The 20180-nt window shown below is 53.5% G+C and carries 15 protein-coding genes; all 15 read left to right on the top strand.

Going from position 1 to position 20180, the window contains the following annotated elements; all coding sequences use genetic code 11:
- Positions 1-16 precede the first annotated feature (16 nt).
- Complete coding sequence (gene atpD, locus KQI75_RS05935; RefSeq protein WP_216469805.1) at positions 17-1414, top strand: F0F1 ATP synthase subunit beta; 1398 nt, start codon at positions 17-19, stop codon at positions 1412-1414.
- A 3-nt stretch (positions 1415-1417) separates the two neighbouring features.
- Complete coding sequence (gene atpC, locus KQI75_RS05930) at positions 1418-1816, top strand: ATP synthase F1 subunit epsilon (protein ID WP_216469804.1); 399 nt, start codon at positions 1418-1420, stop codon at positions 1814-1816.
- A 141-nt stretch (positions 1817-1957) separates the two neighbouring features.
- On the top strand, positions 1958-2668 hold the full coding sequence (locus tag KQI75_RS05925) for a YARHG domain-containing protein (RefSeq protein WP_216469803.1): 711 nt from the start codon (positions 1958-1960) through the stop codon (positions 2666-2668).
- Positions 2659-3474, top strand: coding sequence for an N-acetylmuramoyl-L-alanine amidase family protein (locus tag KQI75_RS05920; protein ID WP_216469802.1), 816 nt, complete (start codon positions 2659-2661; stop codon positions 3472-3474). The genes KQI75_RS05925 and KQI75_RS05920 overlap by 10 nt, the downstream gene beginning before the upstream one ends.
- Positions 3475-3496: 22 nt before the next feature.
- Entirely contained in the window at positions 3497-5065 is a 1569-nt protein-coding gene (locus KQI75_RS05915; protein WP_216469801.1) for a TMEM198/TM7SF3 family protein, read from the top strand.
- Between the two features lie 390 nt (positions 5066-5455).
- Complete coding sequence (locus KQI75_RS05910; RefSeq protein WP_216469800.1) at positions 5456-6400, top strand: AEC family transporter; 945 nt, start codon at positions 5456-5458, stop codon at positions 6398-6400.
- Between the two features lie 147 nt (positions 6401-6547).
- Entirely contained in the window at positions 6548-7429 is an 882-nt protein-coding gene (rfbA, locus tag KQI75_RS05905; protein ID WP_216469799.1) for a glucose-1-phosphate thymidylyltransferase RfbA, read from the top strand.
- A 55-nt stretch (positions 7430-7484) separates the two neighbouring features.
- Positions 7485-8156, top strand: coding sequence for a histidine phosphatase family protein (locus tag KQI75_RS05900; RefSeq protein ID WP_216469798.1), 672 nt, complete (start codon positions 7485-7487; stop codon positions 8154-8156).
- Between the two features lie 373 nt (positions 8157-8529).
- The gene (gene rpoB, locus KQI75_RS05895) at positions 8530-12294 is read left to right on the top strand and encodes a DNA-directed RNA polymerase subunit beta (RefSeq protein ID WP_216469797.1); all 3765 of its coding nucleotides are present in this window, start codon (positions 8530-8532) and stop codon (positions 12292-12294) included.
- Between the two features lie 2 nt (positions 12295-12296).
- Complete coding sequence (gene rpoC, locus KQI75_RS05890; RefSeq protein WP_216469796.1) at positions 12297-15833, top strand: DNA-directed RNA polymerase subunit beta'; 3537 nt, start codon at positions 12297-12299, stop codon at positions 15831-15833.
- Positions 15834-15967: 134 nt separating this feature from the next.
- Positions 15968-16366, top strand: a complete 399-nt coding sequence (locus KQI75_RS05885; protein ID WP_216469795.1) for a hypothetical protein — start codon at positions 15968-15970, stop codon at positions 16364-16366.
- A gap of 214 nt (positions 16367-16580) precedes the next feature.
- Complete coding sequence (locus KQI75_RS05880) at positions 16581-16823, top strand: L7Ae/L30e/S12e/Gadd45 family ribosomal protein (protein WP_216469794.1); 243 nt, start codon at positions 16581-16583, stop codon at positions 16821-16823.
- A 66-nt stretch (positions 16824-16889) separates the two neighbouring features.
- Entirely contained in the window at positions 16890-17309 is a 420-nt protein-coding gene (rpsL, locus tag KQI75_RS05875) for a 30S ribosomal protein S12 (RefSeq protein WP_216469793.1), read from the top strand.
- Positions 17310-17499: 190 nt separating this feature from the next.
- Positions 17500-17970, top strand: a complete 471-nt coding sequence (gene rpsG, locus KQI75_RS05870; RefSeq protein WP_216469792.1) for a 30S ribosomal protein S7 — start codon at positions 17500-17502, stop codon at positions 17968-17970.
- Between the two features lie 36 nt (positions 17971-18006).
- Positions 18007-20091 (top strand): elongation factor G, encoded by a 2085-nt coding sequence (gene fusA, locus KQI75_RS05865; protein ID WP_216469791.1) that lies wholly within the window; start codon positions 18007-18009, stop codon positions 20089-20091.
- Positions 20092-20180 lie beyond the last annotated feature (89 nt).

Below are 20180 nucleotides of genomic sequence, written 5' to 3'. Positions count from 1 at the left end.
AGAAGGAGAAATGTGCATGAACGAGCAAAACGTGGGTACCGTGTCGCAGGTTATCGGACCGGTACTTGATGTAAAATTTGCAGACGGACAGCTTCCCAACCTTCTCAATGCACTGGAAGTAGATAACCACGGCGAGACCATCATCGCTGAGGTGGCACAGCACATCGGCGACAACACCGCCCGCTGCATCGCGATGAGCTCGACGGACGGTCTGGTTCGAGGCGCAAAGGCGGTCAATACCGGTGGATCGATTCGCGTACCGGTCGGCGAGGAGACGCTGGGACGAATGTTCAACCTGCTCGGTCAGCCGATTGACAACGGCGAACCGGTAAAGACCGAAGAAAAATGGGAAATCCATCGTCCAGCTCCGTCCTTTGAGGAGCAGGAGGGTGCAGTAAATATTCTGGAAACCGGCATCAAGGTCGTTGACCTCATCTGCCCGTATGCAAAGGGCGGTAAAATCGGTCTGTTCGGCGGCGCCGGTGTAGGCAAAACCGTCCTGATTCAGGAGCTGATTAACAACGTCGCAAAGGAGCACGGCGGCATCTCGGTATTCTCCGGTGTCGGCGAGCGTACCCGTGAGGGCAATGACCTGTACGGTGAAATGGCAGAGTCCGGCGTTCTGAATAAGACCGCGCTGGTGTACGGTCAGATGAACGAGCCGCCAGGAGCACGTATGCGTGTTGCGCTGTCGGGTCTGACGATGGCGGAGTATTTCCGTGACCGCGAGAATCAGGATGTGCTGCTGTTTATCGACAACATCTTCCGTTTCACGCAGGCAGGCTCGGAGGTATCCGCACTGCTCGGCCGTATGCCGTCCGCAGTAGGCTACCAGCCGACACTGGCAACCGAAATGGGTGCTTTGCAGGAGCGTATTACATCGACCAAGCGCGGTTCCATCACCTCCGTACAGGCAGTTTATGTGCCGGCGGATGACTTGACGGACCCGGCTCCGGCGACGACATTTACGCATCTGGACGCAACGACGGTACTCGACCGCGGCATCGCATCACAGGGCATTTATCCGGCAGTAGACCCGCTGGAGTCTACCAGCCGTATTCTGACGCCGGAAATTCTGGGTCAGGAGCACTACGATGTAGCGCGTCAGGTACAGCGCGTGCTGCAGCGCTATAAGGAGCTGCAGGACATCATTGCAATCATGGGTATGGACGAGCTGTCCGAGGACGATAAGCTCACCGTAGCCCGTGCGCGTAAGATTCAGCGCTTCCTGTCGCAGCCGTTTACTGTCGGCGAGCAGTTTACCGGCATCAAGGGCAAGTATGTTCCGCTCAAGGAGACCATCCGCGGCTTCCGTGAAATTCTGGAAGGCAAGCACGATGATCTGCCGGAGTCTGCATTCCTGTTTGTCGGAACCATCGAGGAGGCCGTAGAAAAAGCCAAGAAGGGGGAATAACGCATGAGTGTATTCCATCTTCGCATTGTGACGGCGGACGGTGAGTTCTTCAATGGCGAGGCGCAGCGCGTGCTTGTCCGGACGATTGACGGTGACGTCAGCATTCTGGCGAATCACATTCCGTATCTGACGGCGTTGGGTATGGGCGAATGCCGCGTGACGGGCGCAGACGGTGAGACGCGCCGTGCGGCGTGTATCGGCGGCATGCTGTCCGTGCGGGACAACCAAGTGAATCTGGCTGCTACGACGTTCGAATGGGCGGAAGACATTGATGTCGACCGCGCCGAGCGCGCACGGCAGCGCGCAGAGCAGCTGCTGCAGCAGCGCGCAGATGCCCGCGATCAGGAATTGGCGCAGGCAAGACTCAAACGTGCGCTGACACGTATCAGTGTAGGAAAATAATTGTAGGGAAAAACCGGCTGATACCGTTTTTGGTGCGGAATCAGCCGGTTTTTTGCGCTGGAATAGGAAATACGTGACAGGACAGGTGTGACATGATATAATGAATGTAATTATCGAATGAAATAATAGGAGGAAGCAGATATGTATTGCAACCGGTGCGGTGCACATATCCCTGAAGATGCGGATTTCTGTCCACAGTGCGGATGCCGCGTTTCCGGAAAGGCAGCACAGGCGCAGATGCAGGAAGGCATTCCGATTCGTCGGGCACACCGCAGCAACTCCGTCATCATTGGCGCGATTCTTGCGGTGGCGATCGTCTTGATTGTCTGCATCATCTGTTTGACCGTTGTGACCAGAGGCAATCAACAGGCGCAGATGGAGGCGTCCAAGCAGAGCCAGTCCGAGCAGGTACAGCAGCCGACACAAAGAACAGCTTCGGCGGACAGCGGGGAAGCAAAGAAAAGCGAACAAACAGAAAAGGCGAAAGCATCGTCTGATTCTCAAGTGACAAACAATTACTATTATTATGGTGCCGATGCGGCGCATGCCAATGATTATTACGATGAGGTAGGAAACAACGGCTATCTCTGGCCGTCAGATACGGAATATATTGTCACCAGTGATTTGAGCGGTTTGAATCAGGACACCGTGGCGGCCATTCGCAATGAAATTTATGCGCGGCATGGCTATGCCTTCAACAGTACGCGCTGGCAGAATTATTTTTCCGGCAAGACATGGTATCACAGAGACAGCTCCTGTACATCGAGCAATATTGATTCTCGGCTCTCGGATGTGGAACGCACGAACATTGCCACATTGGTTTCGTATGAGGAGAGCAAGGGATGGCGATAAGACATCTGATAACAGGCAGCTTCATCACGCTGCTGCTGCTCGGCGGGTGCGGCAGTGTGCCGGATACAGACGCCGGTTCGGCGGATGCGGGCAGCGCACCGCAGCAAGCGGTGATTGTTGACCCGCCGCTGGACGATGCGGCAGTCCAAGACGAGCAGGCGCAGCCGCTCGCCGGTGTCGTTCTGTGCTTAGACCCCGGTCACGGCGTGACGGATGCCAGCGCATCCGAGCGCGTGTCACCGCTGTCGCAGGAGACCAAGCCTGCCTATGTCAGCGGTGCGGAAGGCGATGGCCAGACGGAGGAAGAACTCAATCTTGCGGTGGCGGAGCTGGCTCGCGCAGAGCTGGAGGCGCGCGGCGCGCAGGTTGTGATGACGCGTCAAGACCATGCGGCAACCGTGAGCAATCAGCAGCGCGCCAGCATGGCGAATGAAGCGCATGTAGATTTGTGTATTCGCATTCATGCGGACGGTTCGGAAAGCAGTCAGCCGTCCGGCATGTCTATGCAGGTGCCGGCGGGAGATTTGCTGGGCACACCCTCGATTGAACAGCCGAGTGCACAGGCTGCGCAGATTATTTTGCAGGCTGTGACGCAGCAGACCGGTGCGGATAGCCGCGGATTGACACCGCGCAGCGATTTGACCGGATTTAACTGGTCTGAAGTACCGTGTATTTTGCTGGAGATGGGCTTTTTGAGCAATGCACAAGAAAATGAGCAGCTCAAACAGCAGGAATATCGACAGAATATTGCGGTTGGCATTGCAAATGGTGTGTGCCAGTGGAAACAGAGCATGGAATCAGAATAAAAATAAAGAGGTTTGATGAACTATGAATGTTAGCATAAACAGTGCATTTGAAATCGCACTGCAAACAGCTGCCTCGCTGTACGAAGGCACGCTGGCAAAGCTGCTGTTGCTGCTTGTGCTGGGAGTCTTGTGCTTCACGGGGTGCTGGATTGTGCGCTGGGTCAGTGCACTGTATGGCGCGGTAACCGGCGTGTGTCTGGGCATTTGCCTGACCGGCGTGCTCGGTTCGCTGGGCGTTGCCAATGGCGGATTGGCGTGGTCCTCTGCGGCGATGCTGGTGCTGGGCATTGTGCTCGGCATAATCGCGTACCGTGTGACACACCTTGGCGTATTCTTGGCGTGCGGCATGCTCGGCGCGCTGATTGGATATGTGCCGGGCGCGTTTGTGGAACAGGTCGTTGACGGCGGACTGATGCTCGTTTTGCTGGCATGCTTTGTGCTGTTCGGTGTGACCGGTGTGCTGTTCCGCGTGCCGGCGTATCTGATTGCAACCAGCTTGCTGGGCATTCCGGCGGGCATTGTACTGGCGCAGCTGCTGTCGATTGCTTCTGTGCCGGTGCAGATTGGTTTGGGCGTTGTGCTGACCATTGCAGGTTTCGCGGCACAGACGTTGATACCGCACTGCATGCAGGAGCGATTGAGACGGGCGGAAGAAGCGATGCAGGACACCGACCCGCATATGCAGATTGCAGAGGAACCGGAACAGCCGGATACCATTGATACTATTTCAGATACGGTTGCACAGCACATCGGATTTTCCGATTCGATTCGTCCGCCGTTTCTTTTTGCGGAGAAACAGGAGCAAGAGGTGCAGGAACCGGAACAGGCCGAGGACTGCACCATGGCAATTCCGAAGCCGGAGCTGTCGGAGAAACCGGACGAGCCGGAAGAGGTGGATACGTCCACGATGTTTCTGCCGAAAGCTGACATCATACAACAGGAACAACCGGAACAGATGCAACAGCCAGACGAACAACCGGAACCGGACGAACAGCCGGACCAAAAGAAGTCGCTGTTTGCCGATATGTTTGATATGTTTCAGGAAGAAGCGGACGAGCCGGAGGAGTACGAACCGGAACCGGTTTTGGCAGAACAACGGCCGGCGCAGCCTGCGGAAAAATTTTCGCTGGAGCAGCTGCTGATGGACGATGAGGGCGCGGTTAATCCTGTCAAGCGGGCAGAGCCGCAGGAACGGCCAGACGAACAACCGGAGCCGCCGGAACAAAAACCGGAGCTGACGCCGGAACAGGCGGAACAACGCAAACAGCGTGTGCTGACCGCGGTTTTTGCGGTTGTTATCGTGGCGGCGTCCCTCGTGTTCGCTGCGTTTGGCGTGCAGCATGTAGAGGTACTGCTGGCGCTGTGCTTCTGTATGTATCTGGGTATGCGGTATCGCTTGGCGGCGTTTGGATTTGCTGTGCTCGCTGTGCGTCGGCTGTATGATGCAATTGTTTTGCTGATGCAGGGCGGACATCTGCTGGAAGCACTGACGGATGGCTGTATCTGCGTCATCTTTATCACGTTGACGCTGCATATGCTGCGAACCTATGCGAACAGCAAGAATCAAGCGGATGCAGACGAGACAGAATAAGCATGAGAAAAGAAGTTCCGTCAATTGACGGAACTTCTTTTGATATGCCGGATAAAAACGAAACGAGACGGTTCACCCAACCGTCTCGTTTCTCTCTCTTCTCTGTATGGCATTTCACTCCCGCCTTCTGTATAAGGCGGGTCATGCAGTACTCCTGCTAAAAAGTACAATTGTAAATATATCACAACTGCCTTGTAATTTATAGTGGTAAAACCGCCAAAATAACGAGGACTTTTTTGTGCAAATAGCTTGGTACGGGCTTTTTTGGTCAAATTTTTGTGCAATTCGCAGATTTTTGGGCTAAAAATGGTGTGTTTGTGATAAAAAGCTGTGTGGCTTGAAAAAATATGCTATACTGAACAAGAAAAAATATCGTTTTCAGAGGTGGACATGGATAGTTTTATTTTTAGCTTGAACGCCACGATGCCGGTGTTTCTGGTCATCGTGCTCGGTTATATACTCAAGCAAATCGGATTGTTTACAGATGAATTTTGCCGTGTCGGCAACAAGTATGTGTTTTTGGTTGCCCTGCCGGTGTTGCTGTTCCGCGATATCGCACAAACCAATTTATATGAAGATTTCAAGCTGTCGTTTGTGCTGTACTGTGCGGGCGTCACGACGCTGGTGTTTTTGGGCGTCTGGTTTTTGGCGGCGCATATTCTCAAGGACAAAAGCTTGGTCGGTGCGTTTGCACAGGCGTCTGTGCGAAGCAGTGCGGCGATTTTGGGCATTGCATTTGTGGAGAATATGTACGGCAATGCCGGCTTGGCGCCCCTGATGATTGTGTCTGCCGTGCCGCTGTTTAATATTTACTCGGTCATTATTTTGACATTTTCCGCCAACGGCGGACAGCATGGCACAGGGGCGATTCGCAAAGCATGCATCAATGTGCTCAAAAATCCGATTATTATCGGCATTGTGCTCGGACTGCCGTTTTCCCTGCTGCGCATAGAGATTCCAACCATTCCGCTCAAGATGATTGAAAGCGTCGGCGCAACGGCGACGCCGCTCGCGCTGCTCGTTGTCGGCGCCGGATTTGAGGGAACCAAGGCGTTGGCGAAAATCAAACCGACGCTTTGGGCAACCGCAATCAAATTGGTCTTTTTGCCGGCAGTATTTCTGCCGCTTGCCATTGCGCTCGGATTGCAGGATGCGGAGCTGGTTGCTGCCTTGATTATGCTGGGCTCTCCGACGACGGTTTCCTGCTATGTCATGGCGACCAATATGGGAAATGACGGAGAACTTTCCACAAGTATCATTGTGCTGACAACGCTGCTTTCCTCCGTCACACTGACGGGCTGGATTTTCCTGCTGCGCAGTATGGGATTGATGTAATATATATTGCGCAAAAAGCGCTGTGTTTCCTTGACAAGTGGTAAGACGAGTGCCATAATAAAAATGGAACTGTTTGCGCATATACATAGAAAAATGCGCATCATAGGAAAGTAGTTTGAAAAATAGGATTGTAGAAGGAGTTATTACATGAAAGGATTGATTCTGGCAGCTGGCAAGGGTACACGACTGTATCCGATGACCCGTATGATTTGCAAGCCGCTGCTGCCGGTATATGACAAGCCGCTGATTTATTACCCGCTCAGCATTCTGCTTCAGGCTGGTATCACGGATATTATGGTCATTATTCCGGAGGGAGAAGAAGAAACCTTTAGCAAGCTGCTCGGTGACGGCAGCGCATGGGGCGCGCATATTTCGTATGCGGTGCAGAAGGTGCCGCGCGGCATTGCGGACGCATTCCTCGTTGCAGAGGACTTTATCAAGGGCGATTCGGTTTGTCTGGTGCTGGGCGACAACATCTTTTATGATGAGAGCCGCGATTATCTGTTCCTCAAGAAGGGCAGAGAGCTGACGGAAGGCGCGCTGGTATTTGGCTATTATGTAGAAGATCCGCGCCCGTTTGGCGTTGTAGAATTTGACGCAGACGGCAATGCGCTGAGCATTGAGGAAAAGCCGCGCTTTCCGAAATCCAACTATATCATTCCGGGCTTGTATTTTTATGACAGCGATGTACTGGACATTGCGCGCAATCTCAAGCCGTCGGCGCGCGGCGAGCTGGAAATCACCGATGTCAATCTGGAATATCTGCGCCGCGGCAGCCTAAAGGTTGCGCCGCTGGACAACGATTTTGTTTGGCTGGATGCGGGAACCGCAGAGAGCCTACTGGAGGCCGGCAATCGGATTCGAGAGGTACAGACGCGCACCGGACGGTATGTTGCTTGCCCGGAGGAAATTGCCTGTGAGCAGGGACTGATTACGGTGGAGCAGGTGCACAGCTTGGGCGATGAGCTGAGCAAGACGCTGTACGGACAATACCTGCAGTGCATGCCGGTGAAAAAAGATCAACAATAACTGGAAAAAGGCGGCCGAGAGGTCGCCTTTCGTGCAAACGAGGAGGAATTGTGATATGACGACCGTGTATTTTATCCGGCACGGCACAACCGAGAATAACATTGCCGGACGGTTTCAGGGACGGTCAGACATCCCGCTGGGAGAGAAGGGACGAAAGCAGGCGGCATGCTTGGGCGAACGATTTGCCCATATTCCGCTGGATGCCGTGTACACCAGTCCGCTTCGGCGCGCGTATCAGACTGCGGAGGGCGTGTGCGCGCATCTGCCTGTGCAGCCGATTTGCTGCGACGGTCTGCGAGAGATAGACGGCGGCGCACTGGAAGGCAGAACAAATGATGAAAATATACGGGATTATCCTGATGTCATGCGCAATTTCCGTGAGCATCCGGCAAAATTTAACCCGCCGGACGGCGAGAGCGCGGAGCAGGTGCATGCGCGTGTGCTGGGTACGATTGAAAAAATTGTCAGCAAAGAACGAGACAAAACCATTGCGATTGTGTCGCATGGCTTCGCGCTGCTGTGCAGCATTGGCAGCTTGGGCATTCCGTTCGATGCGCTTCCGCCGCAGATTTTGGCAAATGCTTCCGTGAGCTGCATTCAATTTGACCAAGACGGCAGCTATCGCGTGGTGCTCTGGAATGATCAGAGCCATTTGCCGGAACAGCTGCAATTTCATTCTCCGTTCTGGAAGGAAGCAGAGACGAAAAAAATCAGCACAAACGTCTGATGACTGCAATCTGTTGCCTTTTGGATATAAAAATTGCACATCTGACAAGACAGACGACAATGCCCCGCTCACTGCGCACAGCAAAAGCGGGGCAAAATTTTTTTCCGGATTTGAGACACATCCGACAATGTGGATAAAAGAAAACGCCGCATTTCGCCGAAAACTGGCGGAAGCGACGGGACAGCGCACCCATCCGATTCTTGACAAAATGGGTGTTTTGTGGTATTATAAATTAGTTTCCACATAGGACGGTGGAAACGTTCACTAAAAATATTCTAGCATTTTTTCACCGAAGATGCAAGAAACGAAGAAGCAATAATCACTACGCAGCCGGGCGTATCGAATACTTGAGAAACGGAGTGATGGGTACAATATGGCAAATGAAGCAACGATCAATGGCGTACACGTTCATGATGTGCAATATGGACGCACCACCAGAAAGAGCTTTGCCAGAATTCCGGAAGTTCTGGAAATGCCGAACCTGATCGAGGTTCAGAAAAAATCCTACGAATGGTTCCTGACCGATGGTCTGCGCGAGGTCTTTGAGGACGTCGCTTGCATCACCGACTATACAGGCAATCTGGAACTGTCGTTCATCGACTATAAGCTCGATGACGAGCCGAAATACAGCGTAGAGGAGTGCAAGGCGCGCGATGCAACGTACGCTTGCCCGCTGCGCGTCCGCATGCGTCTGCGTTACCGCGAGACAGGCGAAATCAAGGAGCAGGAGCTGTTCATGGGTGACTTCCCGAAGATGACAGATTCCGGCACCTTCATTATCAACGGCGCAGAGCGCGTTATCGTATCCCAGATCGTCCGTTCCCCGGGCGTATACTACGGCATGACGCTGGACAAGACCGACAAGCCGCTGCTGTCCGCAACGGTTATCCCGTACCGCGGCGCTTGGCTCGAGTACGAGACCGACAGCAACGATGTATTCTATGTCCGCATTGATAAGAATAGAAAAATTCCGATCACCTCTTTCATCCGCGCAATCGGCGTAGAGACCGATGCAGAGATTATTGAGATGTTCGGTGAGGACGAGCGCATTCTCGCAACGCTGGACAAGGATCCGTCCAAGACCGTTGAGGAAGCACTGATTGAGATTTATAAGAAGCTGCGTCCGGGCGAGCCGCCAACGGTGGATTCTTCCCGCAGCCTGCTCAATGCGCTGTTCTTTGACACCCGCCGCTATGACATTTCTGCGGTAGGTCGTTACAAGTATAACAAGAAGCTGAACATTGCACGCCGTCTGGCAGGTCACACGCTGTGCGAGACCGTCACCGATCCGATGACCGGCGAAATCATTGCAGAGGAAGGCACGCTGTGTTCCCGCGAGCTGGCAAATGAAATTGCACGCCGCGGCGTACACGGCACCATCATCGAAGCAAATGACGGCACCAAGGTCAAGGTATTCGGCAACGGCATGGTTGACATGAAGGACTTCGTTTCCTTTAACCCGCAGGAGAAGTGCGGCATTAAGGAAAAGGTTCGCTTTGAAGTGCTCAAGGAGCTGCTGGAAAATGCACAGACCGAGGGCAAGAGCGAGGACGAGCTGATTGACGACATCAAGGCTGCCAAGGATGATTTGATTCCGAAGCACATCATCGTTGATGATATGCTGGCATCCATCTGCTATCTGCTGGGTCTTGGCCATGACATCGGCAACACCGACGACATCGACCATCTGGGCAACCGTCGTCTGCGCTGCGTTGGTGAGCTGCTGCAGAACCAGTTCCGCATCGGCTTCTCCCGTATGGAGCGTGTCATTCGTGAGCGCATGACCATTCAGGATCTGGACATCGTTACCCCGCAGTCCCTGATTAACATTCGTCCGGTCACTGCGGCAATCAAGGAGTTCTTCGGATCTTCTCCGCTGTCCCAGTTCATGGACCAGAACAACCCGCTGTCTGAGCTGACGCACAAGCGCCGTATGTCCGCATTGGGTCCTGGCGGTCTGTCCCGTGACCGTGCATCCTTTGAAGTTCGAGATGTACATTACAGCCACTACGGCCGTATGTGCCCGATTGAGACCCCAGAAGGTCCGAACATCGGTCTGATCTCTTACCTCGCAACCTACGCACGCATCAACGATTTCGGCTTTGTAGAAGCACCGTATCGTTTCATTGATAAGGAAACCGGCCGTGTCACCGATGAAATTCAGTACATGACCGCTGATGTCGAGGATGAATACACCGTATGCCAGGCATACGAGCCGCTGGATGAAAACGGCTGCCTCGCAAACCCGCGTATCACCTGCCGCTGCCGCGAAGAAATCGTCGAAGTAGACCGTCAGGATGTCGATCTGATGGACGTATCTCCGCGCATGATGGTATCGGTTGCAACTGCCATGATTCCGTTCCTGGATCACGATGACGCAAACCGTGCACTGATGGGCGCGAACATGCAGCGTCAGGCTGTGCCGCTGCTCAAGACCGAGGCTCCGGCTGTCGGTACCGGCATGGAGTACAAGGCATGTGTAGACTCCGGCATTGTTCCGCTGGCAGAGGGTGACGGTACCGTTACCCGCGTTACCGCGCGTGAAGTGACCGTAAACTACGACACGATGGGCGAAAAGACCTATCGTCTGACCAAGTTCCTGCGTTCCAATCAGTCCACCTGTATCAACCAGCGTCCGATTGTCAATCTGGGCGAGCGCGTCAAGAAGGGCGATGTACTGGCTGACGGTCCGGCTACCTGCAACGGCGAAGTTGCACTGGGCAAGAACGCACTGATCGGCTTCATGACCTGGGAAGGTTATAACTACGAGGATGCTGTACTGCTCAACGAGCGTCTGGTTCGTGACGACGTATACACCTCAATTCATATTGAAGAATACGAATCCGAGTCCCGTGACACCAAGCTGGGACCGGAAGAAATCACCCGTGACATTCCGAACGTCGGTGATGACGCACTGCGTGATCTGGACGAGCGCGGCATTATCCGCATCGGCGCTGAGGTTCATTCCGGTGATATTCTGGTTGGTAAGGTTACCCCGAAGGGCGAGACCGAGCTGACCGCAGAAGAGCGCCTGCTGCGCGCTATCTTCGGCGAGAAGGCACGCGAAGTGCGTGATACCTCTCTGCGCGCACCGCACGGTGAGGCCGGCATCGTTGTCGATGTCAAGGTATTCACCCGTGAGGGCGGAGATGACATGTCTCCAGGCGTAAACATGACGGTTCGCGTTTATATCGCACAGAAGAGAAAGATCTCTGTCGGCGATAAGATGGCAGGCCGCCATGGTAACAAGGGTGTTGTTTCCCGCATTCTGCCGCAGGAGGATATGCCGTTCCTCGAAGACGGTACTCCGCTGGATATCGTGCTGAACCCGTTGGGCGTGCCGTCCCGAATGAACATCGGACAGGTACTGGAAGTACATCTGGGCTATGCTGCAATGAGCATGGGCTGGAAGATTGCGACTCCGGTATTTGACGGCGCGAGCGAGCAGGACATTGCCGATGCCCTCAAGGCAGCTGGCAAGAACCCGAACGGTAAGTCTGTTCTGTATGACGGACGTACCGGCGAGAAGTTTGACAACGAAGTAACCGTTGGTTACATGTATTACCTGAAGCTGCATCATCTGGTTGATGATAAGATTCATGCACGTTCTACCGGCCCGTACTCTCTGGTAACCCAGCAGCCGCTCGGCGGCAAGGCACAGTTCGGCGGCCAGCGTTTCGGCGAGATGGAAGTTTGGGCCCTCGAGGCATACGGCGCAGCGTACACCCTGCAGGAAATCCTGACCGTCAAGTCCGACGATATTGTCGGCCGTGTCAAGACCTACGAGGCAATTGTCAAGGGTCACAACATCCCGGCAGCCGGTATTCCGGAATCCTTCAAGGTACTCATCAAGGAACTGCAGTCCCTGTGCTTGGATATTCGTGTACTGGACGAGCAGGGTGAGGAAATCATTCTGACCGACGACGATGATGAAACCACCAACTTCAGCCAGGTTGAGCGCGAGAACCGCTCTCATGCAACCGCTGAGGAGTTTGAAGCAGCCGGCTACGGTGTTTCGGATGCAGAAGACGGCGATCATCCGCTGATGGAAGATGACGCGGCTTACACCGACACCAGTGCAGATGCAGACGATCTGTTCGGCAGCGACGACGGTTTTGACAGCGATACGGAGGAGTAAGCATGGGATACAATACGTTTAATGCAATTAAAATCGGCCTTGCTTCGCCGGAGCTCATCCGCGAGTGGTCTTACGGCGAGGTCAAGAAGCCGGAAACCATCAACTATAGAACACTGAAGCCGGAGCGCGACGGTCTGTTCTGTGAGCGCATCTTTGGACCGCAGAAGGACTGGGAGTGCCACTGCGGACGCTACAAGAAGGTTCGCTATAAGGGCAAGATCTGTGAGCGCTGCGGTGTTGAAGTTACCAAGTCCAAGGTACGCCGTGAGCGCATGGGTCATATCGAGCTGGCAGCTCCGGTATCTCACATCTGGTACTTTAAGGGCATTCCGTCCCGCATGGGTCTGATTCTGGACATGTCCCCGCGTCTTTTGGAGAAGGTGCTGTACTTTGCAGCATACATCGTAACCGATCCGGGCGAGGGCACCGGTCTGATTAAGAAGCAGATTCTGACCGAGCGCGAGTACCGCGACATGCGCGAGAAGTTCGAGGACGATTTCGAAGCTGCTATGGGTGCTGAGGCAATCCAGAAGCTGCTGAAGGAATTGGATCTGGAGCAGCTAAGCGCAGATCTCAAGGCTGAGCTGAAGAATGCAACGGGTCAGAAGCGCGTTCGCATTATCAAGCGTTTGGAGGTTGTCGAGGCATTCCGCCAGTCCGGCAACCGTCCGGAGTGGATGATTATGGACGTTGTTCCGGTCATCCCGCCGGAAATCCGTCCGATGGTACAGCTGGACGGCGGTCGTTTTGCGACTTCCGACCTGAACGATCTGTATCGCCGCGTTATCAACAGAAATAACCGTCTGAAGCGCTTGCTGGAGCTGGGCGCTCCGGACATCATTGTTCGCAATGAGAAGCGCATGCTGCAGGAAGCAGTTGACGCGCTGATCGACAACGGCCGCCGCGGCCGTCCGGTAACCGGCCCGAACAACCGCCCGCTCAAGTCGCTCTCCGATATGCTGAAGGGCAAGCAGGGACGTTTCCGTCAGAACCTGCTGGGCAAGCGTGTTGACTACTCCGGCCGTTCCGTAATCGTCGTAGGTCCGGATCTGAAGATTTATCAGTGCGGCCTGCCGAAGGAAATGGCAATCGAGCTGTTCAAGCCGTTTATCATGAAGCGTCTGGTTCAGACCGGTGTTGCATCCAACATCAAGTCTGCCAAGAAGATGGTAGAGCGCGGCAAGCCGGAGGTTTGGGACGCACTCGAGACCGTCATCAAGGGTCATCCGGTTCTGCTCAACCGTGCACCGACGCTGCACCGTCTGGGTATCGAAGCATTCGAGCCGATTCTGGTAGAAGGCCGTGCAATCAAGCTGCATCCGCTGGTTTGTACCGCATTTAACGCCGACTTCGACGGTGACCAGATGGCTGTGCATCTGCCGCTGTCTGTTGAGGCACAGGCTGAAGCACGTCTGCTGATGCTGTCTGCCAACAACCTGCTCAAGCCGCAGGACGGCAAGCCGGTAACCGTACCGTCTCAGGATATGGTACTTGGTTCTTATTATCTGACCATCGACCGCGACACCGAAAAGGGTGCTGGCAAGGTATTCCGCAATGAGGACGAGGCTCTGATGGCATACGATGAGGGTGTTATCGGTATTCATGCACCGATTAAGGTACGCAGAAGCGTTGTCGTAGACGGCGAGACCGTTACCGGCATCGTCGATGCAACCGCAGGCCGCCTGATCTTCAACCAGAAGATTCCGCAGGATCTGGGCTTTATCGAGAGACATACCAAGGAAGATATGCTCAAGCTGGAAATCATGCAGACTTGCGGCAAGAAGCAGCTGGGCAAGATCATTGACAAGTGCATTCGCAAGCATGGCTTTAACACCACCGCTGAGGTGCTGGACGCCATCAAGGCAATGGGCTATAAGTACTCTACCAAGGGTGCGCTGACCGTATCCTTCTCTGATATCGCTGTTCCGGAGCAGAAGCAGAGCTTGATCGAAGCTTCTGAGAAGAAGGTTGCAGCAATTGACCGCAAGTACAAGCGCGGCTTCATCACGGACACCGAGCGTTATCGTCTGGTTGTTAAGGAGTGGGAGGAGACCACCAAGGTTGTAACCGACGCACTGCAGGAAAAGATGGAAAGCGACCGCTTTAACCCGATTCACATGATGGCACAGTCTGGTGCGCGAGGTTCTATCAACCAGATCCGTCAGCTGGCAGGTATGCGAGGTCTGATGGCAAACGCAGCCGGCCGTACCATCGAGATTCCGGTTAAGTCAAACTTCCGTGAGGGTCTGTCGGTATTGGAGTACTTCATCTCCGCTCGAGGCGCTCGTAAGGGCTTGGCAGATACCGCACTGCGTACCGCCGACTCTGGTTACCTGACCCGTCGAATGGTTGACGTATCTCAGGAAGTTATCATCCGTGAGGAAGACTGCGGCGCGAAGATCGGTATTTGGGTCGAGGACATCATGGAAGGCAATTCCTGCATCGAGCCGCTGGCTGAGCGTCTGGTTGGCCGTTACCCGGTTGACGATGTGGTTCATCCGGAGACCGGTGAGATTCTCCAGCACAAGGAAGATATGATGAACGAGCAGGATGCAGAGCGCATCGTTGCCGCTGGCATCAAGAAGGTACAGATTCGTACCGTTCTGCAGTGCCGTGCACGCAAGGGCGTTTGTGCACACTGCTATGGTTCCAACCTGGCATTCAATGCAGAGTGCGCAATGGGCGAGGCTGTCGGCGTTATCGCAGCACAGTCCATCGGCGAGCCGGGCACCCAGCTTACCATGCGTACCTTCCATTCCGGCGGTATCGCAGGTTCCGATATTACGCAGGGTCTTCCGCGAGTTGAAGAACTGTTCGAGGCTAGAAAGCCGAAGAAGGTTGCTACTCTGGCTGAAATCGGCGGCGTAGTTACCATTGAAGAGTCCAAGCGTACCACGGTTCGTACCGTAAACGTTGTCAACCAGCAGACTGGCGAGACCAAGAGCTACCAGCTGGCTTCTTCCTCTGGCATTCGCGTACATGATGGCGATGTCATTCCGCAGGGCTTCCAGCTCAATGAAGGCGCTCTGAATCCGCATGACATTCTGCGTATCCTGAATCCGCGTGCCGTTGAGGATTACCTGCTGAAGGAAGTTCAGAAGGTATACCGTCAGCAGGGTGTAGATCTGAACGACAAGCATATTGAAGTTATTGTTCGTCAGATGATGCGCAAGATCAAGGTTGAGGACGCAGGCGACACCGATCTGCTGCCGGGCGCAATGCTGACCATTCTCGAGCTGGAAGATGCAAACGAGAAGGTACAGGAGCGCATGGACGCAGGCGAAACCGGACTGACCTTTGCAACCGCTTCTCCGGTACTCATGGGTATCACAAAGGCTGCACTGGCTACCGAGTCTTTCCTGTCCGCTGCATCCTTCCAGGAGACCACGCGTGTCCTGACCGATGCTGCAATCAAGGGTAAGATCGATCCGCTGACCGGTCTGAAGGAGAACGTTCTGATCGGTAAGCTGATTCCGGCAGGCTCTGGTCTGAAGGAATACCGCAACGGTCATTACGAAGAGATCCACAATATGGACTAAACGATCTTTATAGATATGAAAATCCCCTCGGATTTCTCCGAGGGGATTTTTGTCAACTTTCACAGATGAAATTTTCGGTATGGTGTGCTATACTGTGTCAAGTAAACACAATCCCCGAGAGGGAGTTTTTTGTTATGAAACACGAGAAAATCTGGAAATACACGTGCTTTTTCGTGGCGCTGGCGCTGATTTTGTACGGTGTGCATCTCGCGCGCATAGATGCCGTGCTGCACGGTGCGTGCAAAAAACAGTTGTATTACAGCCGGTTCGCAACGTATGGCCTGTATCTGTTTTGTCTGACAGCCGCGGCGCTGCTTCTGTATGCCGTATGGCTGTGGATTGCGGAGGCTGTGAAGAAAAAGCAAATCGCGTGCACAATGGTGCTTGCAGTGTGTCTCTGTGCGTTTTTGGCTGCGGGATATCAGGACTATCATGCAGAGGTCTACCGGCGTTCGACGGTATCCGCACAGAAAAAATATCAATTGCTGTACGAAAAAGGACTTTTCTACGATCTGAAGGGTCTTTTTCGATAACTATATGCAGGAATAGAGAACGTGTCCTGCATATGCGAAAAACCGGAAAATTTTGCCGTTTCATAGGAAGTTTCTTGTCGTTTGTGCAATATTACGCATAAATTCCGAAAAGAAGGACATCCTGTTTTCAGGTTCGTAGAATTCGGAAAAAAAGCATTGACAGGATGCGACTTATGGGGTAAAATAAACGGGTATGCGATAAGGAGGTATATCTATGCTCTCTCAGCTGTCCTCGGCGGCAAAGGTCGTCGGCGTCAAGCAGTCAAAAAAAGTCATCCGTGACGGCAGTGCAACACATGCATTCATTGCGGCGGACGCAGAGCGTCGGATTACCGCACCGATCTATGAACTGTGTGAAGCACACAATGTTCCGGTGACAGAAGTTTCGACAATGAAGGAACTTGGAAGCGCGGTCGGCATTGCAGTCGGCGCAGCAGTCGTCACCGTTATCGACTGATTTTAACGGGACAAATTCCCGCTGAAATATAAATCTATTCAATCTTTTGAAGGAGGTGCAAGTTAAATGCCAACCTTTAACCAGCTCGTTCGCAAGGGTAGAAAGGAAACTGAGTACAAGTCCACTGCCCCGGCACTTCAGGTAGGTCTGAACTCTCTGAAGAAGAAGGAGACCAAGCAGTCTTCTCCGCAGAAGAGAGGCGTATGCACTACTGTTAAGACCATGACTCCGAAGAAGCCGAACTCCGCACTGCGTAAGGTAGCCCGTGTTAAGCTGACCAACGGTATGGAAGTTTCCGCTTACATCCCGGGTATCGGCCACAACCTGCAGGAGCATTCCGTAGTAATGGTACGCGGCGGTCGTGTCAAGGACCTTCCGGGTGTACGTTACCACATCATCCGCGGCACTCTGGATACCCAGGGCGTTGCAAACCGCAATCAGGCTCGTTCCAAGTACGGCGCAAAGCGTCCGAAGGCAGGCAAGTAAGCCTAAGAGCCTAAAACCCACACATCACCCGTGCGTTTGACTTGAACACAGTTCAGCAAAGCAAAAAAAGCTTTGTCCTGAGCGTTGTTTGAATAGATTTTATTTCAGACACCTCGGACAGGCGATGACAAAAGCCAGGGGTGGCTTTTGAAGTACCTATGAAATCATTATTGTGAAGGAGGGAAGTATCGTGCCAAGAAGAGGTTTTGTTCCCAAGAGAGAAGTTCTGGCGGATCCGATCTACGGTTCCCAGCTCGTTACCAAGCTGATTAACTCCATCATGCTGGATGGCAAGAAGGGTGTTGCTCAGAAGGTTGTTTACGGTGCTTTTGACATCGTGAAGGAGAAGTCTGGCCGCGATCCGTTAGAAGTATTTATCGAGGCTATGGATAACATCATGCCGTCCCTGGAAGTTAAGGCTCGCCGTGTCGGCGGTGCTACCTACCAGGTTCCGATGGAAGTTCGTCCGGAAAGACGTCAGACTCTGGGTCTGCGCTGGATCACCAAGTACTCCCGTGCTCGTTCCGAGAGAACAATGGCAGAGAGACTGGCTGGCGAGATCATGGATGCAGTGAACAATCTGGGCGGTTCTGTTAAGAAGCGTGAAGATACCCATAAGATGGCAGAGGCTAACAAGGCATTTGCTCATTACAGATACTAATCTGTAACCGGGTGACTTTACGAAAGGAGAAATACCATGCCAAGAGAGTTTTCACTGGAAAATACTAGAAACATTGGTATCATGGCTCATATCGATGCTGGTAAGACCACTACTACAGAGCGTATTCTGTACTACACTGGTCGTACCCACAAGATCGGTGAGACCCATGAAGGCGCTTCCCAGATGGACTGGATGGTACAGGAGAAGGAACGTGGCATCACGATCACTTCCGCTGCTACTACCTGCCACTGGAAGGGCAACCGAATCAACATCATCGACACCCCGGGTCACGTTGACTTCACTGTAGAAGTACAGCGTTCCCTGCGCGTACTGGACGGTTCCGTTTGTGTATTCTGCGCAAAGGGTGGCGTAGAGCCGCAGTCCGAGACTGTATGGCACCAGGCTAACGATTATATGGTTCCGCGTATGGCGTTCGTCAACAAGATGGACATCATGGGCGCAAACTTCTATAACGTTGTTCAGATGATGAAGGATCGCCTGAAGTGCGTTCCGGTTCCGATTCAGCTGCCGATCGGCGCTGAGAGCGATTTCGTTGGCATCATCGACCTGATGACCATGCGCGCAGAGGTTTACTATGATGACCTCGGCAAGGACGTCCGTGATGAGGACATCCCGGCAGATATGGTTGAGAAGGCACAGCAGTACCATGACGAGATGGTAGAGCTGATCTGCGATACCGACGAAGATCTGATGATGATGTACCTGGAGGGCGAAGAGATTCCGGTTGAGGATCTGAAGAAGGCACTCCGCAAGGCTACCATCGACAACAAGCTGGTTCCGGTACTGTGTGGTACCGCTTACCGCAACAAGGGCGTTCAGATGCTTCTGGATGCAATTGTTGATTACATGCCGGCTCCGATTGATATCCCGCCGATCAAGGGTGTCAATCCGGATACCGACGAAGAGGATGAGCGTCCGTCCGATGACGAGGCTCCGTTCTCTGCACTGGCGTTCAAGATTGCCACCGACCCGTTCGTTGGCCGTCTGTCCTTCTTCCGCGTATACTCCGGTACTCTTGAGGCTGGTACTTCCGTTCTCAACGCTACCAAGGACAAGCGCGAGAGAATGGGTCGAATCCTGCTGATGCATGCAAACCATCGTGAGGATATCACCAAGGTATACTCCGGCGATATTGCAGCCGCTGTAGGCTTCAAGAACACCACCACCGGCGACACGCTGTGCGACGAAAAGCACCCGATCATCCTGGAGTCTATGGACTTCCCGGATCCGGTTATCCGTGTTGCTATCGAGCCGAAGACCAAGGCAGGTCAGGAAAAGATGGGTATCGCGCTGGCTAAGCTGGCAGAAGAAGACCCGACCTTCAAGACCTACACCGACGAAGAGACCGGTCAGACCATCATTGCTGGTATGGGTGAGCTCCATCTGGAGATCATCGTTGACCGTCTGCTCCGCGAGTTTAAGGTTGAGGCTAACGTAGGCAAGCCGCAGGTTGCTTACAAGGAAACCATCCGCCGCAAGGCAGACGTCGAGACCAAGTACGCTCGTCAGTCTGGTGGTAAGGGTCAGTATGGTCATGTTAAGATCACGCTGGAGCCGAACGAGCCGGGCGCTGGTTACGAGTTCGTAAATGCAGTTGTCGGCGGTGCTATTCCGAAGGAATACATCGAGCCGGTTAACCAGGGTATCCAGGGCGCTATGCAGAATGGTATTCTGGCAGGCTATCCGGTAGTTGACTGCAAGGTTACGCTGTATGATGGTTCCTATCATGAAGTCGACTCCTCCGAAATGGCATTTAAGATCGCTGGTTCTATGGCGTTCAAGGAAGCTATGAAGAAGGCTGATCCGGTTCTGACCGAGCCGATCATGCAGGTTGACGTTATGGTTCCGGAGGAATACATGGGCGACGTTATCGGCGACCTGAACTCCCGCCGTGGCCAGATTCAGGGCATGGAGCCGCGTGGCGCCGTACAGGCTATCTCGGCAAAGGTTCCGCTGTCCGAGATGTTCGGTTACGCTACCGATCTGCGCTCCCGTTCTCAGGGTCGTGGTCAGTATGTTATGCAGCCGAGCCACTATGCTGAAATCCCGAAGAGCATTGCGGACAAGATTATCTCTAACCGCAACAAGTCTCAGGGCTAATTTCTAAAAATACAGGCTCTCTTTCGCAAGAGAGAGAGAGCCTGATTTCGGATTTTGCAGATTTCTCTGTGAAATCTGTGCGGTAATGC

This window comes from Butyricicoccus intestinisimiae, assembly GCF_018918345.1.
In the GTDB taxonomy this organism is placed as follows: Bacteria; Bacillota; Clostridia; order Oscillospirales; family Butyricicoccaceae; genus Butyricicoccus_A; species Butyricicoccus_A intestinisimiae.
Note: the sequence above shows the minus strand (reverse complement) of the source record. Positions and strands in the feature narration are given on the sequence as shown.